19 protein-coding genes are annotated in these 16,962 nt (G+C 66.1%); 11 read left to right on the top strand and 8 right to left on the bottom strand.

Annotated elements, in window-relative coordinates; all coding sequences use genetic code 11:
* Window positions 1-14: 14 nt before the first annotated feature.
* Window positions 15-521 carry a RidA family protein gene (locus ACQVBX_RS08270; RefSeq protein ID WP_431637818.1) on the bottom strand — a complete coding sequence of 169 codons (507 nt, stop codon included), beginning with the start codon at window positions 519-521 and terminating at the stop codon, window positions 15-17.
* Window positions 522-785: 264 nt separating this feature from the next.
* On the opposite strand from ACQVBX_RS08270, the gene ACQVBX_RS08275 reads away from it, so the two are divergent.
* From ACQVBX_RS08275 to ACQVBX_RS08290, 4 genes are all read left to right on the top strand, one after another.
* Window positions 786-1,280, top strand: coding sequence for a YkgB family protein (locus tag ACQVBX_RS08275; RefSeq protein ID WP_431637820.1), 495 nt, complete (start codon window positions 786-788; stop codon window positions 1,278-1,280).
* Between the two features lie 172 nt (window positions 1,281-1,452).
* A complete protein-coding gene (locus ACQVBX_RS08280; protein ID WP_431637821.1) occupies window positions 1,453-1,890 on the top strand; it encodes a DNA methylase in 438 nt (145 codons plus the stop codon).
* 566 nt (window positions 1,891-2,456) lie between these two features.
* Window positions 2,457-3,134, top strand: a complete 678-nt coding sequence (locus tag ACQVBX_RS08285; protein WP_431637823.1) for a hypothetical protein — start codon at window positions 2,457-2,459, stop codon at window positions 3,132-3,134.
* Window positions 3,135-3,523: 389 nt separating this feature from the next.
* On the top strand, window positions 3,524-5,602 hold the full coding sequence (locus ACQVBX_RS08290; RefSeq protein ID WP_431637825.1) for an alkaline phosphatase D family protein: 2,079 nt from the start codon (window positions 3,524-3,526) through the stop codon (window positions 5,600-5,602).
* A 143-nt stretch (window positions 5,603-5,745) separates the two neighbouring features.
* Here ACQVBX_RS08290 and ACQVBX_RS08295 read toward each other — a convergent pair whose 3' ends face one another.
* On the bottom strand, window positions 5,746-6,630 hold the full coding sequence (locus ACQVBX_RS08295; protein WP_431637828.1) for an alpha/beta hydrolase: 885 nt from the start codon (window positions 6,628-6,630) through the stop codon (window positions 5,746-5,748).
* Window positions 6,631-6,883: 253 nt separating this feature from the next.
* Between ACQVBX_RS08295 and ACQVBX_RS08300 the strand changes: the two genes are divergently transcribed.
* Together ACQVBX_RS08300 and ACQVBX_RS08305 are read left to right on the top strand one after the other, a co-directional pair.
* On the top strand, window positions 6,884-7,249 hold the full coding sequence (locus tag ACQVBX_RS08300; RefSeq protein ID WP_431637831.1) for an ArsR/SmtB family transcription factor: 366 nt from the start codon (window positions 6,884-6,886) through the stop codon (window positions 7,247-7,249).
* On the top strand, window positions 7,227-7,742 hold the full coding sequence (locus tag ACQVBX_RS08305; protein WP_431637833.1) for an SRPBCC family protein: 516 nt from the start codon (window positions 7,227-7,229) through the stop codon (window positions 7,740-7,742). Before ACQVBX_RS08300 ends, ACQVBX_RS08305 begins: the two co-directional genes overlap by 23 nt.
* A gap of 195 nt (window positions 7,743-7,937) precedes the next feature.
* Here ACQVBX_RS08305 and ACQVBX_RS08310 read toward each other — a convergent pair whose 3' ends face one another.
* From ACQVBX_RS08310 to ACQVBX_RS08320, 3 genes are all read right to left on the bottom strand, one after another.
* Window positions 7,938-8,702 carry an SDR family oxidoreductase gene (locus ACQVBX_RS08310; RefSeq protein WP_431637835.1) on the bottom strand — a complete coding sequence of 255 codons (765 nt, stop codon included), beginning with the start codon at window positions 8,700-8,702 and terminating at the stop codon, window positions 7,938-7,940.
* Between the two features lie 290 nt (window positions 8,703-8,992).
* On the bottom strand, window positions 8,993-9,259 hold the full coding sequence (locus ACQVBX_RS08315) for a hypothetical protein (protein ID WP_431637837.1): 267 nt from the start codon (window positions 9,257-9,259) through the stop codon (window positions 8,993-8,995).
* 20 nt (window positions 9,260-9,279) lie between these two features.
* A complete protein-coding gene (locus ACQVBX_RS08320; protein ID WP_431637839.1) occupies window positions 9,280-9,792 on the bottom strand; it encodes a hypothetical protein in 513 nt (170 codons plus the stop codon).
* 265 nt (window positions 9,793-10,057) lie between these two features.
* On the opposite strand from ACQVBX_RS08320, the gene ACQVBX_RS08325 reads away from it, so the two are divergent.
* From ACQVBX_RS08325 to ACQVBX_RS08335, 3 genes are all read left to right on the top strand, one after another.
* The gene (locus ACQVBX_RS08325) at window positions 10,058-10,813 is read left to right on the top strand and encodes a DUF72 domain-containing protein (protein ID WP_431637840.1); all 756 of its coding nucleotides are present in this window, start codon (window positions 10,058-10,060) and stop codon (window positions 10,811-10,813) included.
* A gap of 63 nt (window positions 10,814-10,876) precedes the next feature.
* Entirely contained in the window at window positions 10,877-11,605 is a 729-nt protein-coding gene (locus ACQVBX_RS08330; protein WP_431637842.1) for a DNA-formamidopyrimidine glycosylase family protein, read from the top strand.
* A gap of 228 nt (window positions 11,606-11,833) precedes the next feature.
* Window positions 11,834-12,373, top strand: a complete 540-nt coding sequence (locus ACQVBX_RS08335; RefSeq protein WP_431637844.1) for a hypothetical protein — start codon at window positions 11,834-11,836, stop codon at window positions 12,371-12,373.
* Between the two features lie 131 nt (window positions 12,374-12,504).
* On the opposite strand, the gene ACQVBX_RS08340 is transcribed toward ACQVBX_RS08335, so the two are convergent.
* Window positions 12,505-13,401 carry an SDR family oxidoreductase gene (locus ACQVBX_RS08340; RefSeq protein ID WP_431637846.1) on the bottom strand — a complete coding sequence of 299 codons (897 nt, stop codon included), beginning with the start codon at window positions 13,399-13,401 and terminating at the stop codon, window positions 12,505-12,507.
* 101 nt (window positions 13,402-13,502) lie between these two features.
* On the opposite strand from ACQVBX_RS08340, the gene ACQVBX_RS08345 reads away from it, so the two are divergent.
* Window positions 13,503-14,357, top strand: a complete 855-nt coding sequence (locus ACQVBX_RS08345; protein ID WP_431637848.1) for a helix-turn-helix transcriptional regulator — start codon at window positions 13,503-13,505, stop codon at window positions 14,355-14,357.
* A 65-nt stretch (window positions 14,358-14,422) separates the two neighbouring features.
* On the opposite strand, the gene ACQVBX_RS08350 is transcribed toward ACQVBX_RS08345, so the two are convergent.
* Window positions 14,423-14,944 (bottom strand): hypothetical protein, encoded by a 522-nt coding sequence (locus ACQVBX_RS08350; RefSeq protein WP_431637850.1) that lies wholly within the window; start codon window positions 14,942-14,944, stop codon window positions 14,423-14,425.
* 147 nt (window positions 14,945-15,091) lie between these two features.
* The gene (locus ACQVBX_RS08355; protein WP_431637852.1) at window positions 15,092-15,412 is read right to left on the bottom strand and encodes a hypothetical protein; all 321 of its coding nucleotides are present in this window, start codon (window positions 15,410-15,412) and stop codon (window positions 15,092-15,094) included.
* Window positions 15,413-15,714: 302 nt separating this feature from the next.
* On the opposite strand from ACQVBX_RS08355, the gene ACQVBX_RS08360 reads away from it, so the two are divergent.
* A complete protein-coding gene (locus ACQVBX_RS08360; RefSeq protein WP_431637853.1) occupies window positions 15,715-16,896 on the top strand; it encodes a serine aminopeptidase domain-containing protein in 1,182 nt (393 codons plus the stop codon).
* The last annotated feature ends 66 nt before the right edge of the window (window positions 16,897-16,962 follow it).

Genomic DNA, 16,962 nt, shown 5'->3' on the forward strand with positions numbered 1-16,962 from the left:
CCGTTTCGGATCGCTCACTCGCCGGCGCGGTGATCGGGAAGCACCGCCTCGGCGGCCACCTCGATCATCAATTCGGGCCGGAACAGCCCGTCGACCTTCAGCAGCGTGCTGGTCGCCTGCGCCTGCGCCGGCAGATAGCGGGCGCGCACTTCGCGCAGCACGGCCAGCTGGCTCAAGTCGGTGACGTACATATCCGTGCGCACCACGTCGTTGAAGCCCAGGCCGGCGCTGCGCAGCGCGATCCGCAGGTTCTCGAACACCTGCACGCACTGCGCGCGGAAATCGCCCGCGCCGACAACCTTGCCCTGTGCATCCATCGCTACCTGCCCGGAAATCGATACGAGCCGGCCCGGCGGCGCGATCACCACATGCGAATAGCCATGCGCGGGCGGCAGTTGAGGTGGATTGATCGCCTGCCGGGCGGTTTGGGTATGAGCCGCGCCGGCAAGCATCCACACCACGCCGGCGAGGCACGGCAGGAACAGACGGCGGCCGGCAGCGCGGGAAAAGCGATGGCGCATGAGCGTTCTCCGTGAGGAAGAGGAACCAAGGTAGCAACACAAGGACGGAGCCGTGTCGCCTCCTTTCAAAGGCGCACGTCGCCAAGCGCGGCTTGTGCAAATGATACGTTCGAGCGCTTTTTCAAGACGATCGGCATCCATGCCCGTAGCACCCCTTCGTACAGTGGATTCGTCGCAGCGACGCACCCGATTGGACGGGACGCCGCCTCCGCGGCCCGATTCGCACGACGCGACATCCCACGCCCAGCCCACGAAGGAAAAGCCATGAATTCGCTCCTCCAGCTCCTCGCCAAATCCGGCCTGCTGAAGAAAGACCTCGACTATCACCTGCTCCGCGCCGCGATGGTGATCATCTTCGCCTGGTTTGGATACGACAAATGGTTCCCCTCCGAGATCGCGGCGTTGGCACCGCTGATCGAGCACGGGCCGCTGATCTTCTGGACGATCCCGGTGCTGGGCATCCACGGCACCGCCATTCTTCTCGGCACCGCCGAGTGGACCTTCGGCTCGTTACTGCTGCTGGGCTTCTGGAACAAGAAGCTGGGTGTGCTTGGCGCACTCGGCTCCATCGCCACCTTCATCTCCACGCTCACGACCCTGCCGTTCGTCCCCAACGGCTGGGATGCCGGCGCCGGCGGATTTCCCGCGATGGCGATGAATGCGGCGTTCCTGCTGAAAGACCTGGTGCTGCTGGTGGTGTCGATCTATCTGCTCAGGGAGGACGTGATCCGCGCTCTGCCCCTTCAACAGAACGATTGACGCGCACCTGCTGCCGAGTGCACCCGAACGGGAGGCGAGCTCGCCTCCCATCGCCGCCAGCGCAACGTCCTGCACCTGCCCGCCCTTCTCCCCGGATTGACCCTCGCCTCACTTCCGCATAAGGCGCACTGCCCGAAGGTTGGCCCCATCGCCGCCTGCAGGAGTTCTCAGCATGAGCCGCCACATGACCGCCGCGGACCTGGACATCAGCGTCAGCAAACATGACGAGCACAGCCTGTTCCAGTGGCTGCTTGCCAGCTTCCTGTTCGGTAAGCGGATCAGCCAGAGGATCGCCGCCGCCACCTGGCAGGCGCTGGTGCGCACCCACGGTCGGGATACGCCGCGCAAGCTGTGCAACTGCACGCACGCCGAGCTGGTGCGCATCCTTGGTGAAGGTGGCTACGCGCGCTACGACGAGTCGACCGCTACGCGCCTCTCGCTGCTATGCCGCACCCTGCTCGATGAGTACGGCGGAAGCGTCGTGGCCATCGCCGAGGCCTCCGACAGCCGCGCGGAATTCGAGCGCCGCCTGCGCCGCTTCAAGGGCATCGGCCCGGTCACCGTGCGCATCTTCATGCGCGAGGCGGGGCCGGCGCTGTTCTCGTCCTGATCGCCGCCCCGCCGCGCAGGCAGGACATGAAGAGACGGAACGAGCGCACGCCTATAGAGGTCGAGAAAGCCCCGTCGATAGGTGCAGCCGACTCTCGGCCCTCAATTCGCTTCGTCCCCAGCGTTTGCTGCTCTGCGTGACCCTGGCCCACGCTGGACGTTGATCATGGAACTGTGGGACATGGCTGCTCGGCAACTGTCTTTGGGACAGCGCCTGTGTTAGCTGACACACCAAAGTGAACCAATAAATCGGATCGACGCACGAGCGTCGCTGCGATGATCATCGCCAGGCATCAACCCACGAGCGAAAAGTTGCCACTGATGCTTCCGGTTGCTGATGATCCCGATGCTGTCGCGCGACATACGCTACGGGGCTCGAGCGCGGATGCGCCGGAAGCGAAGGGTAGGTAGCACCCTCGTGTGCGCCCGGCCACGTACTGAGTGGAGTACGCCCGGGTAACGTTGGATGGTCAATGGCTCGCGATCGTGCCCGTTGAGTCTGCCGGGTACCTCCACGGCAGATTAGAATCGCCACTTTTTCCAGCACACCAGCCGACGGAGCCCACCATGCACCTCGAAGTGTTGAAAGTACGTCTGCACTCTCTCAAGGACTTTGCCAAGCACTACCTGATGATCGTGCTGAGCATCCTCACGGCGCTTGGGCTGGAGGCCTGGATCGAACACGTGCACCACGAACACGCAGCGGCCGCGGCCAGCACACAGATCGAAGCAGAGATCCGCGCGAATCTGGCGGAGTGCGATATCGATCTTCAACGCGACTCGGCGCAACTGAAACGACTGCAGCGAATCAGGGATGAAGTCAGCCGTGACCTGAAGGTACACATGGCCGATGACTTGATCGCACAACGCGTTCTGGAACAGACCAAGGACGGTTTCGACCTGAATCTCATGTTCCCCACCTTGCGCCACGAGGCGTGGGACGTGATGGTTGCCAACCAGTCGGCCGGCTGGATCGATCAGGAACGCATGCAAAGCTATGCCGCGGCGTACGCGAGCCAACGGGACATGGTCACCACCATGTCCGAAGACACCGCGCTGCTGATGAACGGGACCGGCCTGGTCGATACGGTGGCCGACCTGCGTACCGACACCGTGCATCCTCGCGAATTTCTGCATGTGGCCAGCCAGATGACCGCCATGCTCGAACAAGCGGTGAACAATCTGCAGCTGCTGCGCAAACAGCTCGCCTCCACATTGCCGGATGTAAACAAAGGCGTCTCGTAGGCGGTCAAAGCTCAGCGCGTCCACCGACGCCGGCTGCACCTCGCCGCCAAATCAGGCCCCAGGTGAGGTGTGGGCATCCAAGGCCGACGACTGGGGACGCAGCCGGCCGGCTGCCATATGCGCTGGGCCGCTCTCCCTACTAAGCGCAGTACCTGGCTTTGCGACCATGCCGCTGGGTGGTTGCCCCTCGCGCTAGCGAACCATGAGCTGAGCCAGAGTGAAGCGAGCGTGCCCTGCTCGCTTCCGGTCTCGCTCGAGCGAGCCCCCCGCTTCGCTCCTGATGACGGCCCTGCGGCGAACGGTCTCATCGCGGTACTTCCGGCACGTTCACTGGCGCGATTCCCGGGGCTAGCGTGGCGACATCTCAATGATCGCAAGCGGGGACCGACATGCCGACGCTCAATCGCCGCCAGTTCCTGAAGCTCGCCGCCGCCCTGGGCGCCACCCTGGCCTGGGGCAGCGCGACGGCGCGGCCTTCGGCCAGTGGCTGGCGCGAGCGGCGTGAGGTGTTTCCACAGGGCGTCGCCTCGGGCGATCCCGATCACCACAGCGTGCTGCTGTGGACGCGACGCCCGTACGCCGATGGCCGCAGGCACGCCGCGCTGCGGGTCGAAGTGGCGCAGGATCCGGCCTTCACGCGCGTCATTGCGACGGCGACTGCACCGGTGCTCGCCGAGGCCGACTGGACCTGCCGCGTGCTGGTTGGCGAGCTGTCGGCGGCCGGCGAATACTGGTATCGCTTCGTCGACGAAGAAGGCAACGGCAGCCGCATCGGCCGCACGCTCACCGCACCTGCGCCCGACGACCCGCGCCCCGCACGCTTCGCCTTCGTCAGTTGCCAGACCATCTGCGAGGGCGCGCAAAACGCCTACCGCAAGATGATCTTTGAGGACGAACGCGCGGCGCCCGCGGATCGGCTCGGCTTCGTGCTGCACCTGGGCGACTTCTTCTACGAGGTCGTGCAGACCCCGGACCAGGTCAAGAACGGCCACCGCTACGACCGCATCATCAAATTCCCGGTGACGTTCACGCACGGCCGAAAGGTCGCCAACAACCGCTTCACCGTACCGGGCTCGCTGGACGACTACCGCGCGCTCTACCACGCCTACCTGCTCGACCCGGACATCCAGGACGCGCGCGCGCGCTTTCCGTTCGTGGCGATGTGGGACAACCACGAGTTCTCCTGGCAGGGCTGGCAGTCGATCCAGGAATTCCCCGGCGAGGCGGGGCCGATCCCCGCACAGACGCTGAAGGTCGCCGCGAACCAGGCCTGGTTCGAATACCAGCCGATGCGGGTCACGCCGCCGGGCCGATCGCTGGCCCGTTTCGATGCGCCGCACGTGGTGGATGTGCCCATCACCGAATTCGACGAGCACGGCCTGGGCCGCGAGGCGAACAATCTCGCCGCCATCGACAGCCTCATCGGCTATCGCGCGCTGCGCTGGGGCCGGCACATCGATTTGCTGATCACCGACCAGCGCAGCTTTCGCTCGCACGACCCCGCCAACCGCGACGAGCTCGCGCCGCTGTTCGCGGGCACGCCTTTCAGCTTCTATCCCGAGACGCTGGCGATGCAGATCGACGCCGGCCGCGAGTTCGCCGAGGGCCATCCGCCGGCAAAGCTCGTCTTCGGCGACAAGAGCATCGCCAACTTCCGCGCCAAAGAACCGGCGCAGACCATGCTGGGCGCAACGCAGAAGGCGTGGTTCCTGCAGCGCCTGCGCACCGCGACCGCCACCTGGAAGATCTGGGGCAACTCACTGGGTACGCCCGACTGGCGCATCGATCCGCAGCACCTGCCGCCGAAAGTGGAAAAGTGGACCGACGGCTACGCCGTGCTGGCCAGCGGTGACTGGGGCACCACCTATCGCGAGCGCGCGGAGATCTTCGACACCGTGCGCGATGCGGGCATCACCGGCTTCGCCATCCTCTCTGGCGATCGACACAGCTTCTGGGCGGGCCTGGCCGCCAAGGCCCTGCCGCCCGCTGAGTTCAAGCCGGTGGGCGTCACCTTCGTGGTCGGCTCCATCTCCGCCCCGGGCATGGCCGAAGCGAACGAGCACAACCTCAAGCCGGACGACCCGCTGCGCCCGCTGTTCGTCGCCAACCCGGGCGGCGGTGCGCCGCAGCCCACGGTCAACCTGCTGCTCCATCACGGCGTCCGCTCGGCACTGGAGTACGCGCAAAGCGGTGACCTGGCCAAGGCGCACGCGGCCCGCAATCCGGATGTCGCCCCGCACCTGTCGTTCGTCGATATGGGCGGCCACGGCTACGCCACCGTGCGGGTGGACGGCGAGTCGATGGCGACCGATTTCGTCTGCATTCCACGGCCGATCGAGCGCAGCCCCGGCGTGGACGGCGGACCACTGCGCTATCGCGTGCGCCACCAGATCCCGCTCTGGCGAGCAGGCGAATCGCCGACGATGCATCAATCGGTACTGGAAGGGGACGCCGGCCTGGCGGTGTGACAGATGCGCCGCCTTGGCGGGCGACCGCGCCCCGTGCCGTACGAGGCGTCGGCAACGCGACGACGTCTGGAAATGGCCTGCCGCCGAATACAGGGAAATAGCTGCGGGGGCCCTTCCCTGACCTCCCTTATCGCGCTGCACTCCTAGTTTGTAGCGCTGGTAGGCGGCGCGTGCTTCGCAAAGAACGCCGCCATCGCGTCGTCCGCCTCCAGCGACCAGATAGCGGCCACGTGGCCCTTGCCAGCCACCGGCACGAACACCTTGTCGGTGGAGGCGGCGGCGTCGAAATCGGTGCGCCCTTCGGTGATGGGAATGACCTCGTCCGCCGTGCCGTGCACCACCAGCAGCGGCCCGTGATACCGGCGCAGTTCCTCGGCGTTGCGGATGCCGTTTTTGATGCTGTCCGCGACATCCACCGGTCGGTGCAGCGCCCGCGCAATGTTGGCAGGCAGCGCATCGGCGGCGGCCATCGGATCGAGCAGCACCAGCCCCGCCACGGTCGGTCGGCTCGCCGCCACATGGCTGGCGAACACCGAACCGAGTGACCAGCCCACCACATATACCGGCCGCCCTGCTGCTTTCTTCGTGGCGAGGTCGTAAATGGCCAACGCATCGGCACGCGCCTTCGCCAGTGAGATGGCGCCGTCGCTGAAGCCGGTTCCGCGGTAGTCGAAGGTCAGCAGGTTGAGGGTGACCTGGGCGTAGAGAAAGCCATCGCGGGCCTGGGTCCAGGCATCCGCGATGGTCTCGTTGTTGCCGTGAAACGTCACCACGAACGGCGCACCGGCCACCGGCGAGGGATAGAACCAGCCGCGTAACACCACGCCGTCGGCCGCCTTCAGCAGCACGGCCTGGCGCGAATCGTCCTTCGCCGCGTCAGTCCACACGTTGGCTGGCAAGCGTTTGGCCGGATGGAACAGGCGGGCGTCATCAAAATGCAGCGTGCCGGCGGGTGCCGAGGGGGCGTCCGCCGCGCGAACCGGCAACACGTTCAGGAGCAGGCAGCCCAGCGCGCTCGCCGTGCCCACCGCTAGTCGGTAGCGCCATAAGGCGCGCCTCTCGCGCCCATGAAGCGCAGCCCGTGGCGTTGCTGTCATGTCTCCCTCCCCTTCGCTCTTTTGCTTATCAGAGAGATGCTAGCGAACCTGGGCGGGCACGTCCCCCGGGGCGGCCGTCGGCGGCCGTCGTACCGGGGCGGCGTGCCGGCCCTGCGATGCGATATGCCACTGCCGGGCAGCAGGCACTTGCATCCGGTCTAGGTTTTGCTCAACACTGAACCATATGGTTCAGTGTCAATCCAGCGCTTTCAATGCTTCGTTCGCCGCCCTGGCGGATGTCACCCGGCGCGGCGTGCTCGAGCAGCTCGCCCGCGCGGACGCCTCCATCACCGAGCTGGCCGACAAGTTCCGCATGTCGCTCACCGGCATGAAGAAGCACGTCGACGTACTGGAACAGGCGGGACTGGTCACCACGCAGAAGGTCGGCCGCGTGCGCACCTGCACGCTCGGCGCGCACTGCCTGGAGCAGGAAGCGGCGTGGATCGCGCGCCATCAACAGCTGTGGAGCGAGCGCTTCGCCTCGCTCGACGGCGTCCTAGACGAACTCAAACGACTGGAGAAGGCCAGTGGACGCAAGCAAGCAAAATGATCGCGGCAACCATCGCGTGGAAGTGAAGCGCGTGTCCGACCGCGAACTGGTCGTGACTCGACGGTTCAACGCACCGGCGCACCTGGTGTTCGAGGCATGGACCAGGCCGGAACTGTTCCGCAAGTGGTGGGCACCGGCGTCGGTCGGCATGACCTTCCTGGCCTGCGAGATGGATGCCCGCACCGGCGGCACCTACCGCCTCGAGTTCGGCCACCCCTGCTCCGACCAACCCGCGGTGTTCCACGGTCGCTATCTGGAAGTGACACCGCCCTCCAAGGTCGTGTGGACCAACGAGGAAAGCGACGGCGAGGGCGCGATCACCACGGTGACCTTCGAGGAAAACAACGGGCAGACCCTCGTCGTCATGCGCGACCTGCACCCGTCGAAGGAAGCGCTGGACGAAGCCATCGCCTCCGGCAGCACCAACTGCACCGAAGAGCAGTTCGGACAACTGAGCGACGTGCTCGACGCGTCGGCGGCTGCGGCGCATTGATCCACCCGCTCCCTGCCATTTCCAGTAGGGAGCCGGCTACGAAACGCAGGCTATGGATGGCCTTTCCCGGCAGGGAGAACTTCATCCCTGAATTGGGCGGCGTACAGCGCCGGCGCGAGAAGAGGTAGGGGATCAGAGTCGCGGCGAGCGCGCTCCGACTCCCCGGCTCCCTCCACCGCCTCCTGCAGCCGCGCACTAGGTTCGATGGATGGACACGCCGCCGTCGACCAGCAGCGCCGCTCCAGTCATGAAGGAAGCCGCGTCCGACGCCAGGAACAAGGCGGCCCGGGCCAACTCTTCCGGGCTGGCGATGCGCTTCAAGGCATGGAGGCTGGCGACATGGGCCATGGCCTCCGGCGTACCGTTCATCTGCGCCGCCATCGGCGTGTCCGTTCCGCCCGGGAGCAGTGCATTGATCCGCACCGACTGGGGGCCGAATTCTGCCGCCAATGTCTGCGTCAAACCGATCAGCCCGGACTTGCTGGCGGCGTATGCGGCGGCACCTGGAAAGCCGACGGTATGCCCCACGACGGTCGACGTGAAAATGACCGAACCCGACCCCCGCTTGAGCATCTCGGGAATCTGATATTTCGCCCCAAGAAACGCGCTGGTGAGGTTGATGTCCAGCGCTTGGCGCCATCCAGCGATCGATATGGCTGGCGTGGGGCCCATCTCGCCAAGCGTCCCCGCGTTGTTGAAGCTGACGTCCAAACCACCGAAGGTCGAAACCGCCACCTCCACCGCGCGCGCGGCCGTGGCCTCGTCGCTTACGTCGCCGACCACCGCCACCGCTCGCCCGCCGGCCGCCTCGATATTTGACAGCACTTCTTCAAGAGCTGGCTGCCGCCGAGCCACGACCACCAGGCTCGCCCCTTCGCTGGCGAACAGGCACGCTGCTGCGCGTCCGATGCCTGAACTTGCCCCCGTGACGATGGCCACTTTGTCTGCCAGTACACCCATGCCGCTTCTCCACTGTCGATCGCTGAAGTGGAAAAACTAAGCTCGCAGACTGGCGCCAACACTCCGATTCTTGCGATTCCGCCGACCAGCCTTTGCGCCATGCAACCGCCCGCGCCATCGGCACCAGTGGCAGCCGCATCAAGTGCCCGCACAGTGAAGACGTTTGCCGACAGCACACTTCCTGGCAGACGGACACCGCCCGCCACTGGCTGCGTGATCGGTTGCGCGAAACCTCACGGAGCGTGATCGCTGGTGCGCGAAGAAGTGCAGACCTCCCTACACGGCCCCGCTCAGAGCCGAAACGGCCGAACCAGGTCGTCGAACGCGGGCAACTGGATGCCTTCCTTCAGGCCCTCTTCGTATTCCTCGCGCAGTGAATCGAGGATGCCGTCGTACTGCTCGAGCATCTCCTGGATTTGCATGCGGTCTTCCACCGCCTCGTCCGACGGCTCGCCTCCACGTGCCTCGCTCGAACGCAGCTCGAGCGTGAGGTCGCGGATCTTCGCCGCCAGCAGCGGGATCACCACCGCCAGGTCGCGTTCACTGATAGCTCGCATGAGGCACTGCCTTCTCGATGTTAGGAATGACGAAACGACGGCTTGCCCGCCTCGACGGCCTTGGCCAGCGCCGCGCGGGCCAGCGTATCCAGAGCGCCTTCGTAGGCGTCCTGGCGCATCAGGTTACGGCAGCGGATCGAATGATGCCCGGGGTCGTTGCGCGTGGGAGTGGCCTTGACGTCCAGCGAATCCGGCACAGGCGTCCCCTCCGGCACGAGGAAGTAAAACCATCCGCTGTACCCGAAGCCGCCGGCGGACGTACTGACCGACACGCCCTCCTTCGCGCTCACTACGGCGCGGTTGCGCGCGTCCTTGTCGTCAACACCACGCACCCAGACCGTCCCGGCGCTGTCCTTGAACGTCGTCACATCGGGCGCGCGGAACGAACCGTCACCGCGGGTAAACCCTTCATAGGTCGGAAGCAGGCTGCCCTTGCCCTGCGCGGAGGCGAAGGCCCGCTCCCGCTTGCTCACGGTCCTGCCCCAGTGGGAGGACTTGCAGGAACGATAAAGATCGACGGGAACATCTGCCATGAAAGATCCTTGAGTCGATGGACGCCGCCTCGGCGGCAGCGATCGCATGGGCTGCCCGCAACGAGGCTTTTCCCCGCCCCTTCTGCGAATCACCAGCCGTTGACAGGGGCGAGCATCGTATACGGCCCCTTCCCGGGGTAAGTGCGCAAATGCGCGGGACTTCTGGTCACGGCCGCATGCCGAAAGCCTCCAAGCGCTCATCTGGCGTCCTGGCGATCGGCTCGCGTCAACGCGGTGGCCAACTCCTTGGAGGAGCCGACCCACCATGACGGCGCGCAAAACGAACCGACCAACGCCATGGCGCATTGGCTGCGCCGGCTGGAGCATCCCCCGCGACAGTGCTGCGAGCTTTCCCGAGGCTGGTAGCCACCTGCATCGCTATGCGCAGGTATTCAACGCGGTGGAAATCAACTCGTCGTTCTATCGCAACCACAAACCGGCCACGTACCGGCGCTGGGCCGGCGAAGTGCCCGATGCCTTTCGTTTCTCGGTGAAGGTGCCGCGAACGATCACTCACCAAGCGAGGCTGGCCGATGGCCGGGCGCTGCTGTGCGATTTTCTCGTGGGGGTCGAAGAGCTTGGCCCCAAGCTTGGCTGCCTGTTGCTGCAGTTGCCTCCCAGCCTGGCCTGGGACGCCGGCGTCGCCCTGCCCTTTCTGGCGTTGCTGCGACGCCTGCATGAAGGGCCGGTGGCGTGCGAGCCCCGCCACGTGTCGTGGTTCAGCGCCGAGGTCGGCCAGGAACTGGCCGCGCATGGCGTTGCGCGCGTCGCCGCTGACCCGGCGCTGTCGCTGCGCGCTCGCGCGCCGGGTGGCGACCGGCATCTGCAGTACCTGCGCCTGCACGGCTCACCACGCATGTACTACGACAGCTATCCCGACGAGGTCATCGACCGCTTGGCGAGGCGCCTGCAGCAGCCGGGCCACGGCACAACGCAGCGCTGGTGCATCTTCGACAACACGGCGCACGGCCATGCCACACGCAACGCGCTCGACCTGCTCGCCCGCCTGCGGGGACGGTGAAAGCTTCACCTTCCATCGGCGCAATGCTGGCCACAGTACGTGGCACTCCCGAGGAGGCGCACCGTGCCCGAAGGCCCTTCCATCGTCATCCTGCGCGAACAGGCCGCCGAGTTTGCCGGCAAGGTCATCCTCCACGCCGAGGGCAACGCCAAGATCGACATGACGCCACTCCAGCGCAAGCGCGTGCGCGCCCTGCGCAGTTTCGGCAAACAGTTCCTGATCGATCTCGGCAGCGTCTCCATCCGCGTCCACCTGCTGATGTTCGGCAGCTACCGCATCAACGAGCGCAAGGACGCCGCGCCACGGCTGAGCCTGGCCTTCGCCAAGGGCGAGCTCAACTTCTACAGCTGCTCGGTGCGCTTGATCGAGGAGCCGTTGGACGACGTATACGACTGGCGGGCCGACGTGATGTCCGATGCCTGGGATCCGGCCCTTGCCCGAAAGAAGCTCCGCGCCATGCCGCAGACGCTCGTCTGCGACGCCCTGCTCGACCAGGAGGTTTTTGCCGGCGTCGGCAACATCATCAAGAACGAGGTGCTGTACCGCATCCGCGTGCACCCGCTTTCCACGCTCGGCGCGCTGCCACCGCGCAAGCTTCGCGAACTGGTGGAACAGGCGCGCACCTATGCCTTCGACTTTCTCGCCTGGAAGAAAGCCTTCGTCCTGCGCAAGCACTGGCTGGTGCACAACCGCGCGCGCTGTCCCATCCACGACATCCCTCTGCAACGCGGCCATCTGGGCAAGACGCACCGGCGCAGCTTTTTCTGCGAGTTGTGCCAGAAGCGCTACTAGACCCGTTGACGCGGAAGCATCGCCACCGCGGGACTCCCGCGCAGCGACCGAGGCCGAACGTTCTACGCGCGTGGCGTAGAGACACTGCACAAGATGCGCATCACGTCGGGAAGTGGATCGGACCGCTGCGCCTGTAACCCGTCCATCTGATCGGGCGAATGGGTTGGTCCCATGCAGACCTCTGGCCACACGAGGTTTGCACCACTCCCCCGCTCATGGATGCCCCTCATGGTTTCGCTTCGCAACTTCTACTTCCTGCGCACCCTCGCCGCTTTCGCCTGGGTGGCTCTGGCCTCCCTGTCCTCCTCTGCCTCGCGGCTCGTCGTCGGCGCGCTGCTGGTGCTGTATCCCGCCTGGGACGCCGTCGCCAATGTGATCGACGCGCGCCGCAGCGGCGGATGGCAGGCCAACCCCGGGCAGAAGTTCAACGCACTGACCAGCATCATCATCGCCGTGTGCATGGCGGTCGTCTTCACGCTGCGCGGCAACGCGGGCGGCGTGCTGGTGTTTGGCGTGTGGGCCCTGCTTGCGGGGCTGTTTCAACTGGCGGTGGGCATCCGGCGTCGCAAGCTCGGCGGGCAGGCCTTCATGATGATCAGCGGCGCACAGTCGGCGCTCGCCGGTGTCGTTTTCTCCATCCAGGCGTTCGGTGCGACGCCCGGCATCGCGCAGCTTGCGCCCTATGCCGCCTTCGGCGGCTTCTACTTCCTTCTGTCGGCGCTGTGGCTCACCTTCCGCGCCAAGCAGGCGCTCTCGCCTGCGGCGTAGCAAGCGCGACGTCAAGCTCACTCACGACGCAAGGGACGAGTGAGCTGACGCCGCATCATGCATCGCACACGGTCGCCGAGACGACCTCAGCGACCTGTGCACCGAGAGAGTGCAGGCCACGCCACCTCGGCCTATCCAACCGCGGCGTAATCCATGCGCTCGAGATCGGACAGCAGCGACGGGCCTTGCGGCGTCCAGCCGAGGCGCTGGCGGGTCAGCGCGCTGGATGCGGGCATGTCCACGCCTACGAACATGCCCAGCCAACCGAAATGCGCCTGCGCCTCCTCACCGGAGACAGACACCACGGGCAAGCCGAGGCCGGCCCCGACCACGCGCGCGATGTCGCGCACCTCAACGCCCTCCTCTGCGACGGCGTGATAACGCATGCCCGGCTCCGCCTTCTCCACCGCGAGGCGATAGAGCCGTGCTACGTCGTCCACGGGGGCGGCTGGCCAGCGGTTGCGGCCGTCGCCGTGATAGGCGACGCGGCCCTTTTGTTTCGATAGCGCGATGAACGGCGTGATCAGGCCTTGCCGCACCGCGTCGTGCACCTGCGGCAGGCGGACCACCGCCACATTCACGCCCGCCTCCAGCAACGCCTGCCCGGTAATTTCACTGAGCCGGCGCGGGTTGGGATGCTCCGGATTGAACACGTCTTCGGTCGCCGGTTCACCCGGCTTGGCCTGCCCCATGCCGGTGCCCGAAGTAATCACCAGCGGACGGGGCGAGCCCTTCAGCACCGCGCCGATCGCCTCGATGACGCGGCGGTCCTTCTCGCAGTTCGCGACGAAATTCGAGAAGTCGTGATCGAACGCCGTGTGGATCACGGCATCGGCGCCCTCGATGCCAGCCTGGATCGAAGGAAGGTCTTCCAGCGTCGCGAAATGCGCGTCCGCGCCCGCGGCACGCAAGGACGCAGCACCGGCTTCGGACCGGGTCATGCCGACCACGTGGTGGCCTGCCGCCAGCAACTGGGGAACGATGCGCGAGCCGATGAAGCCGGTGGCACCGGTAACGAAGATACGCATGGGATCACTCTCTACGGTGGGTCGGTAGACGAGTCTCCGGCGTCGTGCCAGCCTATTAAAGTAGTGATCTTATCCTGGTATAGAAACCAACAGGCTCCGCCATGCCCACGCCCTCCGGCCACTCCCTGGGAACGTTTCTGCGCGATCGCCGCACGCGGCTCGACCCGGCCACGTTTGGCGTCGCCGCCGGCCGACGTCGCACGCCGGGGTTGCGTCGCGAGGAAGTGGCGCAACGCGCCCACATCAGCCCCACCTGGTACACGTGGCTCGAACAGGGCCGCGGCGGCGCGCCGTCGGCCGAGGTGCTCAACCGGCTCGCTGCCGGCCTCATGCTCACCGAGCCCGAGCGCGAACACATGTTCATGCTCGCGCTGGGGCATCCGCCGGAGCCGAAGTACACCCCGCCGCAAGGCATCACGCCCCGTCTTCAGCGCGTGCTCGATGCGCTCAAGACCAGCCCGGCCATCATCCGCACGGCCACCTGGGACGTGGTGGCGTGGAATGCGGCCGCCGCGGCCCTACTGACCGATTACAGCCAGCTTCCGCGCGAGCAGCGCAACATCCTCCGGCTGATGTTTTCCAGCGAACGCGTGCAGGCCGCCCAGGAAGACTGGATGAGCATCGCCCGTTTCGTCGTCGCCACGTTCCGCGCCGACGCCGCGCGCGCCGGCGCCAGCGGCGAGATCACCCAGCTGGTCGAGGAGCTGTGCCGCAGCAGCGAACTCTTTGCGCGGCTGTGGAAAAACAGCGACGTCACCGGCCACGGCGACGGCCTGAAACGGCTTCGCCATCCCTTGCTCGGGCTCATCGAACTGGAGTTCTCCACCTTCGCCGTCGAGGGCCGGCCCGATCTCACGATGATGGTGTACAACCCAACGTCGGACGCGCTTGCCCTGGCGATCTCGCGACTGATCGATCGCCCGGGCCGAGCACCACGACGGCGTCGTGCTGGGTGATGTCGTGCACGCCGTGACACACTGCGGGAGGCATAGACGCGAAGACTACGAACCCGCGCGGAGCCTCAGAAGAACAGATCCCTGATCTCATCCATGTTGCTGCCACGTCCACCGGATTCCTTCTCGAAATCCTCGGTCACGGACGGCACCAGGGCCTCGAAGATATCCTGGGCAAACCGCCGGCAGTTGCCCTTGTCATAACTTGGGTAGAGCCTGCGAACCTCGCCGAAAGCCTGCAGCACCCGCCGGCAGGTGATCGTGTGATGGCTGACATAGCGCTGCACCAGCGTGTTGTATTTGCTCGCCGAGGCACCGATCTGGAAGGTGTCCTGGCCGTTGTTGCGCGATATCCGAAGCAACACCGGCCGGCACCGAAGGTGGCCGCGCTGCACCCGCGTTGTCGGGATGGTCTGACCAAGCTCGATCATCAGCTCCTGATGATGCGATCCGTCCCATCCCGTACCGCGCAGTGCGATCGATCGAACGAAGTAGTGCTGGTACCTGCTGAATGGGTACGCCGCATTCATCTTCAGCGAGTTGTTAGCTCCACCACCACCGTGATCGTCATCGTCCCAGATATCTTCCATGGCACCGCTCCCATTGATGGCTCAATGAGGTAGTGCGCAAGGTGGCGAGTGATCCGATCAAAGGGTGCCAGTACGGCGCGCGGAACATACGTTCTTCAGACAAGGCTCCGGAAAGCAGCGGCACAGACGCCCCTTTTCAGCGCACGATCAGCGCCCTTCGTCGTCGTTTCCGTCCTGCCCTCGCAGCGGCTCTTCGCGGTCGCCCTCCCGCACATAGTTGCCTTCGCCCAAAGGCTGGGACAGGAGGTCGCCGGGATCGCCAGGCGTCTGCGCACCCACGTCGCGCGCCCGCTCGCGGGCAGACTCCTCCGTCCGGTCGTCCGCCTGCTCGATCAGGTCAAGCCGATCCGCATTGCTATGCGCCGTGCCGGCCCCAGCTTCGTTCCGGCCGGCATCACCAGGCGCATCGGACGGCTTGGTCGCCGAGGTATTTTCCCGTGCGTCTGGCTTTTGCTTGTGCTCGCTCACTGGCTTCTCCCGAAGGTCGAGTGGAGCCGCCAGCGTGGGCGATTCGCCGTAAGCGGGGCGCGAACGGTGCGGGATGAACGCGTGGCAGCGGGTTCACCGTCGGCGTGGATGCGCGGACGCTGGCACGTGGATGACTCTCGGAAAATCGTCGACGGGTAGCCACGCAGATGCCTTGCTGTTGGCTCCGCCCGGCTTGGGCTGGCCCGTGAAATCGGGCTGCGGATCGCCTTCCAACCAACGGCACATGCGGGGTACCGCGCGCCACTCCAGCATGGATGCCACTCCCCGCGAGCGGCGATCTCATGACCACGCCATCCCTGTGCAGACGTGCCTGTCGGCCCATCGTTGTCTCGTTGATCGTCGCCATGCTCACCGCATGCGCGCCAGCCGACGAACCTCCGCGGCATGTGGAGGCCCTGGTGACGCCGGTTCCCACTGTCCATGGCATCGGTCGCAGTGCAGTGGCATGGACGGACAGCAGCCGGAGCGATGAAGACACTTCCTCGGGCAAGCGCGAGTTGCGAGGCTGGCTTTATTACCCCACAAGCCAGGCGCCAGCTGTGGGGAATGTGGCTCTGGACGGCGCATGGGCTGACGCCTATCGCCCCAGCCTGGTGCGTCGACTCGGCGTCGCCGCGGCCGGCGCGATGCTGGCCGCTCCGTGGCACGCCAGCGACGCCCCAGCGGCGAGCGGTCGGTTTCCCGTGCTCGTTTTTGCGCACGGCTATCACCAGCTCCCCACCAACTACAGCGCGCTGATCGAGGGACTGGTATCGCGCGGCTACGCCGTGCTCGCGATCGCCTCCCCGGGCATTGCCGAAGTGGTTCCCCTGGAGGGAAACCGCATGGCGCCCAATCGAGCGCTGGACGACGACGGCTACGACACCATGGCGCAAGACATCGCTTCGGCGATCACGCAGCTGCCCGTGCTGGACGCGGCCACGGACCGGGCGTACGGCGGCCATCTCGATCTGACCCGCATCGGCGTGTTCGGGCACTCCGTCGGTGGTGCTTCCGCCGTTCTCGCGGCGGCCCGCCTGCCGCAGGTGAAAGCCGTTGCCAATCTGGACGGTGACTACGGCGGCGCGTCGGCGATCGAGCAGCCCCGGGTGCCGCTGCTGTACGTGACGACACAGCCGCCCGATCGGCCGGCACAGCCCAAGAGCGATTGGGACACCGAGCACAACGAAGTGCGCCGCGCCCGGATCTGGCGACAGCTTGCCAGCCGCAGCCCGCGCGCGATCAGGGTCCGCGTCGGCGGCATGTTCCACGCCAATTTCCAGGACTCCGCCCTGCTGCCGGTTTCCGCCATGCCGGAGAAGCTGCGCGAGAACCGCTACGGCGCCATCGACGGCGCGCGCGGTCTGGGCTTGACGGTGCAATTGCTGGACAGCTTCTTCTCGCAGACCTGGCAAGGGCCCTCGTCGGACAGCGTGAAAGACGTCGTCGCCCGGTTTCCCGAAGCCGACGCGCAGACGCTGTAGTCGCGCCAAGGAGCTGGGCCGTCGAGCCCGCCGCACCCTCCCCCACCCCTTGTAGGAGCCCGCTCG

The sequence above is a fragment of the Dyella thailandensis genome, from assembly GCF_050749815.1.
GTDB lineage: Bacteria > Pseudomonadota > Gammaproteobacteria > Xanthomonadales > Rhodanobacteraceae > Dyella_A.

Bases quoted from the DNA above. Each gene is read 5' to 3' on its own strand.
- ACQVBX_RS08270 (WP_431637818.1), bottom strand. From the start codon at position 521: ATGCGCCATCGCTTTTCCCGCGCTGCCGGCCGCCGTCTGTTCCTGCCG.
- ACQVBX_RS08275 (WP_431637820.1), top strand. From the start codon at position 786: ATGAATTCGCTCCTCCAGCTCCTCGCCAAATCCGGCCTGCTGAAGAAA.
- ACQVBX_RS08280 (WP_431637821.1), top strand. From the start codon at position 1,453: ATGAGCCGCCACATGACCGCCGCGGACCTGGACATCAGCGTCAGCAAA.
- ACQVBX_RS08285 (WP_431637823.1), top strand. From the start codon at position 2,457: ATGCACCTCGAAGTGTTGAAAGTACGTCTGCACTCTCTCAAGGACTTT.
- ACQVBX_RS08290 (WP_431637825.1), top strand. From the start codon at position 3,524: ATGCCGACGCTCAATCGCCGCCAGTTCCTGAAGCTCGCCGCCGCCCTG.
- ACQVBX_RS08300 (WP_431637831.1), top strand. From the start codon at position 6,884: ATGGTTCAGTGTCAATCCAGCGCTTTCAATGCTTCGTTCGCCGCCCTG.
- ACQVBX_RS08310 (WP_431637835.1), bottom strand. From the start codon at position 8,702: ATGGGTGTACTGGCAGACAAAGTGGCCATCGTCACGGGGGCAAGTTCA.
- ACQVBX_RS08315 (WP_431637837.1), bottom strand. From the start codon at position 9,259: ATGCGAGCTATCAGTGAACGCGACCTGGCGGTGGTGATCCCGCTGCTG.
- ACQVBX_RS08320 (WP_431637839.1), bottom strand. From the start codon at position 9,792: ATGGCAGATGTTCCCGTCGATCTTTATCGTTCCTGCAAGTCCTCCCAC.
- ACQVBX_RS08325 (WP_431637840.1), top strand. From the start codon at position 10,058: ATGACGGCGCGCAAAACGAACCGACCAACGCCATGGCGCATTGGCTGC.
- ACQVBX_RS08335 (WP_431637844.1), top strand. From the start codon at position 11,834: ATGGTTTCGCTTCGCAACTTCTACTTCCTGCGCACCCTCGCCGCTTTC.
- ACQVBX_RS08340 (WP_431637846.1), bottom strand. From the start codon at position 13,401: ATGCGTATCTTCGTTACCGGTGCCACCGGCTTCATCGGCTCGCGCATC.
- ACQVBX_RS08345 (WP_431637848.1), top strand. From the start codon at position 13,503: ATGCCCACGCCCTCCGGCCACTCCCTGGGAACGTTTCTGCGCGATCGC.
- ACQVBX_RS08350 (WP_431637850.1), bottom strand. From the start codon at position 14,944: ATGGAAGATATCTGGGACGATGACGATCACGGTGGTGGTGGAGCTAAC.
- ACQVBX_RS08360 (WP_431637853.1), top strand. From the start codon at position 15,715: ATGACCACGCCATCCCTGTGCAGACGTGCCTGTCGGCCCATCGTTGTC.